General features: G+C 59.6%; 6 protein-coding genes and 1 pseudogene. 2 read left to right on the top strand and 5 right to left on the bottom strand.

Annotated elements, in window-relative coordinates:
- Position 1 precedes the first annotated feature (1 nt).
- The 3 genes from BLS91_RS13620 to BLS91_RS13630 all read right to left on the bottom strand — a co-directional run bounded on the left by BLS91_RS13620 (position 2) and on the right by BLS91_RS13630 (position 2,891).
- On the bottom strand, positions 2 to 1,534 hold the full coding sequence (locus tag BLS91_RS13620; RefSeq protein WP_092341297.1) for a tripartite tricarboxylate transporter permease: 1,533 nt from the start codon (positions 1,532 to 1,534) through the stop codon (positions 2 to 4).
- Positions 1,534 to 1,980, bottom strand: coding sequence for a tripartite tricarboxylate transporter TctB family protein (locus BLS91_RS13625; RefSeq protein WP_159433862.1), 447 nt, complete (start codon positions 1,978 to 1,980; stop codon positions 1,534 to 1,536). The genes BLS91_RS13620 and BLS91_RS13625 overlap by 1 nt, the downstream gene beginning before the upstream one ends.
- 131 nt (positions 1,981 to 2,111) lie before the next feature.
- A complete protein-coding gene (locus BLS91_RS13630; protein WP_198412703.1) occupies positions 2,112 to 2,891 on the bottom strand; it encodes a Bug family tripartite tricarboxylate transporter substrate binding protein in 780 nt (259 codons plus the stop codon).
- A gap of 359 nt (positions 2,892 to 3,250) precedes the next feature.
- On the opposite strand from BLS91_RS13630, the gene BLS91_RS13635 reads away from it, so the two are divergent.
- Positions 3,251 to 3,955 (top strand): GntR family transcriptional regulator, encoded by a 705-nt coding sequence (locus BLS91_RS13635; RefSeq protein ID WP_092341299.1) that lies wholly within the window; start codon positions 3,251 to 3,253, stop codon positions 3,953 to 3,955.
- A gap of 80 nt (positions 3,956 to 4,035) precedes the next feature.
- On the opposite strand, the gene BLS91_RS13640 is transcribed toward BLS91_RS13635, so the two are convergent.
- Together BLS91_RS13640 and BLS91_RS13645 are read right to left on the bottom strand one after the other, a co-directional pair.
- Complete coding sequence (locus BLS91_RS13640) at positions 4,036 to 5,664, bottom strand: FAD-dependent monooxygenase (RefSeq protein WP_092341300.1); 1,629 nt, start codon at positions 5,662 to 5,664, stop codon at positions 4,036 to 4,038.
- A gap of 15 nt (positions 5,665 to 5,679) precedes the next feature.
- The gene (locus BLS91_RS13645) at positions 5,680 to 6,603 is read right to left on the bottom strand and encodes an amidohydrolase family protein (RefSeq protein ID WP_198412704.1); all 924 of its coding nucleotides are present in this window, start codon (positions 6,601 to 6,603) and stop codon (positions 5,680 to 5,682) included.
- Between the two features lie 92 nt (positions 6,604 to 6,695).
- Between BLS91_RS13645 and BLS91_RS13650 the strand changes: the two are divergent.
- A pseudogene (locus tag BLS91_RS13650) lies at positions 6,696 to 7,232 on the top strand (IS30 family transposase); the annotation flags it as partial.
- Between the last annotated feature and the right edge of the window lie 24 nt (positions 7,233 to 7,256).

Here is a 7,256-nt window from a genome sequence, read left to right on the forward strand (position 1 = left end):
GCTATTTGGTGAGGATGGTTGACCGCACGACCGGTTCGGTCTCGCTAGCGCGGCGCCGCAGGATGCGGCGCACGACAGCGGGGGCAATCAGCACGATCGCCAGGAGCGAGTAGACGACGGCTGAAAACGGAGAATCAATAAGGGCGCCCAGATTGCCTGCCGAGATATCCAGTGTGCGCCTCAGCTGCAGCTCGGCCAGAGGGCCAAGGATAGCGCCGACGATGAGTGGTGCAACCGGGTACCCGAAGCGTCGCATGAGGTACCCGATGAGACCGAGCACAAGCATGAGCAGCACGTCGAAGGTCGAGCCGTTGACCGAGTACGCCCCGAGCAGAGCGAACATGGCAATACCTGCATAGAGGTAGGGCTTAGGAATGTTGAGGATTTTCACCCACAGTCCCACCAGCGGTAGGTTCAGGATGAGAAGCATCAGGTTGCCGATGAGGAGGCTCGCGATCAGTCCCCAGACCAGGGTCGGCTGGGTATCGAGCAGCTGCGGGCCGGGTTGGATGCCGTACTGCTGGAATGCCACCAGGATCACCGCTGCGGTCGCCGAGGTAGGAATTCCCAGTGTGAGCAACGGCACCAGGGCACCAGCAGCGTTAGCGTTATTGGCGGCTTCAGGACCGGCCACTCCCTCAATCGCTCCCTTGCCAAATTCTTCAGGTCGCTTGGACAACTTGCGCTCGAGCGAATAGGACAAGAAGGTCGGAATTTCCGAACCACCGGCTGGAATGACGCCCATCGGAAAACCAATAGCAGTCCCCCGCAACCAGGGTTTCCATGAGCGCTTCCAGTCGCTGCGCGTCATCCAGTGCTGACCCTTGATCGACATATGTTCGAATGTGCTCGACTTCTGGTGGGCGGCGACGTAGATGACTTCGCCGATGGCGAAGAGCGCGACGATGAGAATAACAGTGTCGACGCCGTCGAGAAGTCGCACCATGCCGAACGTGAGTCGATCCTGGCCGCTCTGGAAGTCGATGCCGATAAGCCCGATGACCATTCCCACGGCCAGGCTGGCCATTCCGCGCAGCGGAGACGAGCCGACAAGAGCACTTACCGTGAGGAAAGCCATTACCATGAGGGCCAGATAGTCCTGCGGGCCCAGCTTGATGGCGACATCCACAATCATCGGGGCGAACAGTGCCACGAGCATTGTGGCGATGGTTCCCGCAATGAACGATCCGATGGCCGCTGTGGCGAGGGCCGCGGCACCACGCCCCGCTTTGGCCATTTTATTGCCGTCGATGGCCGTGATGATCGACCCGGATTCTCCCGGTGTCTTCAGCAGAATCGACGTCGTCGAACCGCCATACATCGCGCCGTAGTAGATCCCCGCGAACATGATGAACGCGCTGGCCGGTTCCATCCCGTACGTCAGTGGCAGCAACAAGGCGATGGTCAGTGCCGGGCCAATGCCCGGAAGCACGCCGATAAGGGTTCCGACGATGGTGCCGATTAGGGCGAAAAATAGGTTTTGCGGCGTGAATGCGACCTCAAAACCGTGCAGCAGGCCTTCCAAACCCTCCATCAGAACAACCCCTCAAAAATGCCCGCCGGCAGGCTAATCGACAGCCCCCGCGTAAACACGATGTAGATCACGATTGATAGCACGACGGAAACAATGGCATCGCGCAGGTAACGCCGTGCACCGATTGCGTACGCCACAGCGAAAAAGGTGATCGCGTTGGTCAGGATGTACCCGAGTGGCTCGAGCGCTGTGGCAAAGAAGAGCACCGCACCGACAACCATCAACGCCTGGCGCCAACGTGTGGTCGTTGTGTCGACGTCTCCCTCGGCCTCGTCGGCCTCGCCACGCATCCCGCGGAGGGCCTGCACGACCAGCGAAGCAGCGATGGCGAGTAAGAACACTGCCATGATGATGGGAAAGAATCCGGCGCCGATGCCCGACGCTGACTTCGATGCTGGCTGCCCCAGGCCGTCGAGCAGCACGAGAACGCCCAATGCGACGAGCACGATACTGAAGGTGAATTCACCCCACGGGACGTTGGAAGGATGGTCGCCCGGCTGCGGCCGAGATTCCGGGGCGCCGGCCACAGCGCGTGCTGCGGCCGGCGATTCGAAATTCGAGTGGATGTGTGGAGACACTATTGGGCGAGACCCAGATCGGTCAGTACACCGGTGACGCGCTCGTTCTCGGTGTCGAGCCAGTCGCCGAACTCACTCCCGGTGATGAGCAAATCCTGCCAAGCATTGGTGGTGAGGGTCTCTTTCCAACCAGCGGATGCGTGCATGGTCACGATCGCCGCGATGTAGGCCTCTTTTTCAGCGGCGGTGATTCCGGGAGGTGCCATGATCGAACGCCAGTTGGCGAACTCAAGATCCGGCAAGCCGGCATCCGTCATGGTCGGCACATCAGGAAGGCTGGCAACCGGTTCGAGAGAGGAGACGACGAGACCGTGGAGCTTTCCGGCCAGAATCATCTCTTGAAACTCGCCCGTTCCAGCGATGCCGGCGACGACCTGGTTGCCGAGCAATGCGGTGGTCGCTTCGCCACCACCGGAGAAGGCAACGTAATTGATCTCTGTCGGGTCAATCCCGTACTCCTGGGCCAGCAGACCGATGAAGACGTGATCGGCCGAGCCGGCCGAACCACCCGCGATGGAGATAGATGCAGGATCCTTCTTGATGGCTGCGAACAGGGAGTCGAGGTCCTCGTACGGCGATCCTTCCGGAACGACGATGACTTCGCTCTCGCCGATGAGGCGGGCGATCGGGGTGAGGTTGTCGAGCGTGACCCCCGTGCCGTTGGTGATAATGCCGCTCATCATGGCCAGGCCGCTCATAACGAGCAAGCCTGATTCACCTTCCTGCGGAGCAACCTGGGCCAAAGCGACGGTTCCGGATGCTCCTGGAACGTTGGTCACCTCCGCGCTATCGACAACGCCAGCCGTTTGTAGGGCGTCCTGAACGGCTCGGGCCGACTGGTCCCAACCGCTGCCCGGAGCAGCTGGAGCAATGATATTAACCCGGCCGAGGCTTACGGCCTCGGAACCGGCCGCAGCCGAAGGCTCGGCCTCGCTGGCGGAATTGGCACAACCCGTCAAAGCGAGTGCAACGATCGCCCCGATTGCAAATATGGCTTTAGAACTTTTCACGAGAAGGAACCCCTTTGACTTCTCGGCCTCGGCACCATTGCCGCGACTCGTTCGATCAGCCTAATGTCGTTGAACACCTGTATACAGATATGCTGCACACCGTTATGCAGCTGTGACAGACTGAGCGCGTGAATCAGACGCGCGAAGCTAGCCCACTCGAACCATCCGTGGGCGTGTACTCCGCAGTGCGCGAATTGATCATTTCTGCACGACTGGCACCGAGCACAGTCATCAGCGAACCGGAGCTGGCCGAGCGACTAGGCGTGAGCCGGACGCCGGTACGTGAAGCGATCAAGGCCCTTATGGCCGAAGGGCTCGTCGTGCGACTCGCTTCCGGGCGATCCATGGTCGCCCCCATCTCCGTCGAGGACGCTCAGCGCACTTACGACATCCGCGCGAGACTTGAGGGGCTTCTCGCCCGAGATGCGACGAAACGCATCCAGCAAAACGAACTGCCTGCACTCGAGCGGCTGCTGCATCTGATGGATCTGCTCAAAGACGACTACGTCGAGGTGGTCCGCCTCGGTGCGGAGTTTCACCGAGGTATAGAGACCATCTCGGATAACCGGCAGTGTGCCGACATGCTCCGACAGATTCGCGGCCACGTCGACCGCTACCGAACGCTGACGACGCAGCAACCCGGGCGCGTGCAGAAGGCAGTGACGGAACACCACTCCGTCTTGGCGGCGATTGCTTCCGGTGACCCCGCGCGGGCAGAACGGGCGATGCTAGAACATGTCGAAACCGCCGGCCACGTTGCAGTGGAGGGCGTGCGACGCGCCCTTGAGACGCTTGCAAGGCAGAATGAGGCCACCTCAAACCAGGCCGGATAGGCGCGACCGGGAGTTCGTAGTCAGAACTCGGCAAATCCAGATCATGTGACACTCACTGTGGCACCTGGCAAGCAGCCGAGTCAATCTGGTTGCGATGAGAGAAACCCGGTGACTAACATCGCTAGACCCTTTGCATCGTCGGGGATGACGCGCCCACGCCAGGCGATGTGGAGGTCAGGCCTTAGAAGCAAGAGACCGTCACCGTAGACATTTATGGAATCCACTGACTCGGCCTCCACATATTGAAAGGGTGCATCTAAGTCGTCAAATGCGGCCTGCAGCCGATCGATCCCTTCCACGGACGCGGTCGACGCGATGAGTGAGTATCCCTTGCCCAGCAGGTCTTGAAAGGGACGCCCGTCGAGCAACCACGTATTGGGTATCCGTGCGCCCGGGCGAGTCGTGGGTCTGTACTGGAAATCCAACTGATCTTCAACTTGAACATCGTCCACTGGATACGCGATCACGGGCGAATGTGCGTAGCGATATCCGAGTTCGATCCCATACAGGTCATTGCTCCAGCGTTGCTCGATGTCGGCTCGACCAGCGAGCCTCTCACGGAGCGTCTCGCCTCGAAGCGATTCGTCGGCCAGCTCGGGTTCCCAGAGAGCTCGCCACGCTCGCCGACCGGTCGCTGCTTTTCGTGACGCCGCGATGTTCCGTGCTCCGGTCGGTCGACGCTCGGCCTCGTACGAGTCCAAAAGAATAGGGCCGCCCCATCCCTGCAACGTGGCTGCGAGCTTCCATCCCAGGTCCACCGCATCACCATGGCCCGTGTTCATGCCCAGCCCACCCGTTGGGATAACGAGGTGCGCTGAATCGCCGGCAAGGACAACGCGTCGATCACGATAGCGATCGGCGAGCTTGAGTTGCTGTTGCCAGGACCCCACGTAGACCGTTTTGTAGTCAATGGGAAAGCCGACGATCTTCTCGAACAGGGCTGGCATCTCGGCATCAGTCTGCACCGTCGCGTGCAGGGAAAAATGCTTCTTGTCATCTTGCACGATCAAGAATGAAGATTTGTCGTCGGCGAAATGGTAGTGCCGACCGACGCCCATCGGTATGTGATCAATCAGGGTTTCGCTGTAGAACAAGGCCTGCCTCATTTTCAGCAGGGACTCCCCGACCAATTCGATACCAAGTTCATTCCGCACCGTACTCGACGCCCCATCGCAGCCCACGAGGTAGTCCGACGAGATAATTTGAGTCTCGCCGACGGCTGACCGAATGACAGTTTCTACGCCATGCGTGTCCTGCGAGAAGTTCATTACCTCACGGTCAAATACCACTCGAACCCCCGGTGTGGCTGCGGCAGCATCTCTCAATAGCGGCTCAAGAGTATATTGAGAAATGAGCTGGTAAGGCTCTGCCGCGCTGGTGCCATCGTGAATTTCCGCGTAGCGAGCCTTCATTTCATTGACCGACGGGTAGTCATGATGAACCAACGGTGGCCGAGTGAGATTCTCTGCACAGATGAACACATCCATGGGCATGTCATTATCGAGTCCTGCCTGCCTGATGCTGTCGGCCAGACCCAGCCGACGAAAGTTCTCCATGGTCCTGGCGTTACATCGCTCCATCTTCGGGAGCTTCCCAAGCCCGGGTCGCTTATCGACGACCAGGACTTCCACGCCCATCTGTCCAAGCTCAATGGCCAAGGTCAGTCCCACAGGCCCGGCTCCGGCAATTACAACCTGTATGCGTTTCATACCGTCCCCGTTCGGTTAGCGGCGTGCGCCGGAGGCAAGAGCCAGATCCAACCCGAGAATTCGACTGGCATTTCCCGAATATATTGCGGAGCGCTCTTCAGCAGTCAGGTCGATGTCCTCAAGATTCTGAATCGTGGCCCGGATGAATCCGGGACCTTTTTCCGGGTCGTATGGGCTGTCTGACGCGAACAAGACGCGGTCTGCTCCAAAGAATTTGATTGACGTGCGCAAGGCTTCTTCAGCGCCAAAGGTTGCCGTGTCGCAGTAGAACATCTTGAAGTATTCGAGGGGACGCTTGGTCAGGGGATAGCCCTGCACGTCTTCTTTCTGATCTTCAGGCGTTCGAGCCCCCAGCTGATCCCATCCGGCGCCCACCCGGCCTGCGAAATGCGGGATCATCGCCCCTCCGTGGTGAATGAGAAATTTGAGCTCGGGCCAACGTTCAAGCGCCCCCGAAAAGACGGCACGCGCCATGAATACGGAGAGATCGTACTCCCAGCCCAGCGCCCACCAAATCTCAAATTTTGAGCGGGTTTCCGTCGGGAAGTCCGACCATGCGGACGTGCGGTTGGGGTGCACCTGAATGATTTTGCCGCTTCGCGCAACCATCTCGTAGAACGGGTCTAACCGAGCCTGGTCCATGGGCTGTCCGTTTACATGGCAGTAGATTTGCACACCGAGTGCCCCCAACTCTGTGAACGCGTACTCCGCTTCTTCAATGGCTCGATCGACGTCGTCGAGAGACACCGCAGCGCAGAAACCCGCAAAGCGATCCGGATGATCTGCAACCAGCTTGGCCAGACCCTCGTTCGCTATCCGGGCCATTTCGGCGTTGGTTGCCGGCGAACCGAGATCTTCCAAGGGCGGCGCTGCCACATTGATGATTTGCCGGTAGTCCCCAAATTCATCCATCTGACTAAACCGAAGGTCGAGGTCCACAAGCGCAGGGATGCCTCGGGTGCGCGCCTGCAAGTTTCTCAATGCGGGGCTGTCATCAATCGAAAAAAAACGTTCCGCGTACTCTTTGGGAAGTATGTGTCAGCGAGCGACCAGCGGAGGTTGAGGACCGCGCCGTTCCTGGGCATTGGGAAGGGGATCTGATCTTGGGGTCACACTGCCGGTCGGCGATCGCTACGTTGGTGGAGCGTCAGACCCGGTTCACGATGCTGGTCCACCTCCCAGGTGACCACAGCGCGATCACGGTTCGCGAGGGGCTGTTGGCCGCCATCAAGACTCTCCCAGCGCACTTGGCTAAGACTCTGACGTGGGACCAGGGCACCGAGCTGGCTCAGCACCGGAAGATCACGCTGGCCACAAAGATGGCCATCTACTTCTGTGATCCACATTCGCCGTGGCAGCGGGGCACCAACGAGAACACCAACGGGCTGCTGCGCCAATATTTCCCCAAAGGCACCGACTTATCCGTCCATTCGCCCGAGCGGCTACTCGAAGTCGCCACCGAACTCAACAATCGACCCCGCAAAACACTCGGCGGCATCACACCCACTCAAGCCATGCAACGACTATTGTCAGAGCCAGAAATACCCATCGTTGCGACGACCGGTTGAATTCGCCGAACCCTTTGCGGGACG

Source organism: Cryobacterium flavum, assembly GCF_900103805.1.
Taxonomy (GTDB): Bacteria; Actinomycetota; Actinomycetes; order Actinomycetales; family Microbacteriaceae; genus Cryobacterium; species Cryobacterium flavum.